We start from the raw sequence: 1389 nt of genomic DNA on the forward strand, positions 1-1389 counted from the left end.
GATCTGCGCCGTGCCGTTTCAGGAGCGCAGAAACAAAACGCTATTATTAAAGATATTTGCTTTTCAGGCAACGGAGAGCCTACCCTCTCCTCCGCTTTTCCCAATGCGTTAAAATTGGCAGAAGGTATTAGAGCAAAAACGGCTCCTTCGGCGCGGCTTGTGGTTATAACTAACGGCGCGGGACTGTTACAGCCGCGAATTTTTTCGCTTTTAAAAGAATACGCTTTTTTACCCGCCACAGACATCTGGTTAAAAGTGGACGCGGGAACAGAAGACTGGTACAACAAAATAAACCGCTCAGACGTTCCTTATGAAAAACTTATCGCAGTAATAAAAGAATTTGTTTCCTGCTCCGCTGTAACAATACAGACAATGCTCTGCGCGATCAACGAGGAACAACCGTCAGAGGCGGAAAAAAAAGCATGGGAATCGCTTGTATGCGAATTGGCGTCAAAAACGGAAAAAAGCGCGAACAATATTGACGGTAAGATAAACGCCGGTTTTCGCAAAATACAGCTTTACGGCAAAGCGCGTTCCGCGCCTGAAGATCCGTTAGCATCTTCACTGCCAAGCGATTATCTTGAAGAACGCGCCGATTCTTTGCGCCGCGCGTTATATGAAAAGGGAATATCAGTACCTGTTGAAGTTTATTTGTGATTTTTTCCGGAAGAATACGCACAAAGATCACCAAGACGCTAAATAAAAGCCCCCGACCAAACATCAAGGGCTTTAAAACATTTTATGCTAAATACTCGTACTCTTTTAATCTTCCCTTATGCGCATCTTGTATATTTCAAAACCTTTACCTATTGATACAAGACAAAATATTTCTCCATTTTGCCCCCAACTTGGAGAAATAACAGTGGCATTTCCGCTGCTTACAGGAGAAACATTAGTACCATCAGCATTCATAATAAAAATATGCCTTTTAATAGTTTCATCGCTAATAGTCCTTTTATTAGTAATTAAGCCCAGTATATTTGTTGTTGTTCGCGTTCCTGTATTTCTAACAGACGTGCCTTTTGTAAATAAAATTCGTTTGCCGTCAGGTGAATAAGAAGGTTCATAACATAAAAACTGCGGATCAGAATAAATCTGGGTAAATTGACCGCTTTTAACATCTAATTCAAAAATATCACCGCCAAAAGAAGTCGGATTAGATTCATTTCTAATAAAAAGAATCTTATCTCCTTTAGGGGACCATGATGGCGAACGGCCTTCACCAATGAATGTAGTTTCTGTACCATTTTCTTTAACAGTTACTATTGCTAACCGGCTGCCTTCGTAAGCCGTAAAAACAATTAATCCATTCTTAATTGAAGGGAAATCATCACCATACTGTCCTATGGGCGCGCGGGAAATATATGTTTTTCCGCCGCCGCTTACATT

Annotated in this window: 2 protein-coding genes; one reads left to right on the plus strand and one right to left on the minus strand. The window is 41.0% G+C overall.

Annotated elements, in window-relative coordinates; all coding sequences use genetic code 11:
- Positions 1–657, plus strand: a 657-nt coding sequence (locus tag ACYVRH_RS12730; protein WP_461257272.1) for a hypothetical protein, incomplete at its 5' end; no start/stop codon positions are given.
- 105 nt (positions 658–762) lie between these two features.
- Here the strand turns inward: ACYVRH_RS12730 and ACYVRH_RS12735 are convergent.
- Positions 763–1389, minus strand: a 627-nt coding sequence (locus ACYVRH_RS12735; RefSeq protein ID WP_461257273.1) for a TolB family protein, incomplete at its 5' end; no start/stop codon positions are given.

The sequence above is a fragment of the Treponema sp. R80B11-R83G3 genome (assembly GCF_054786115.1).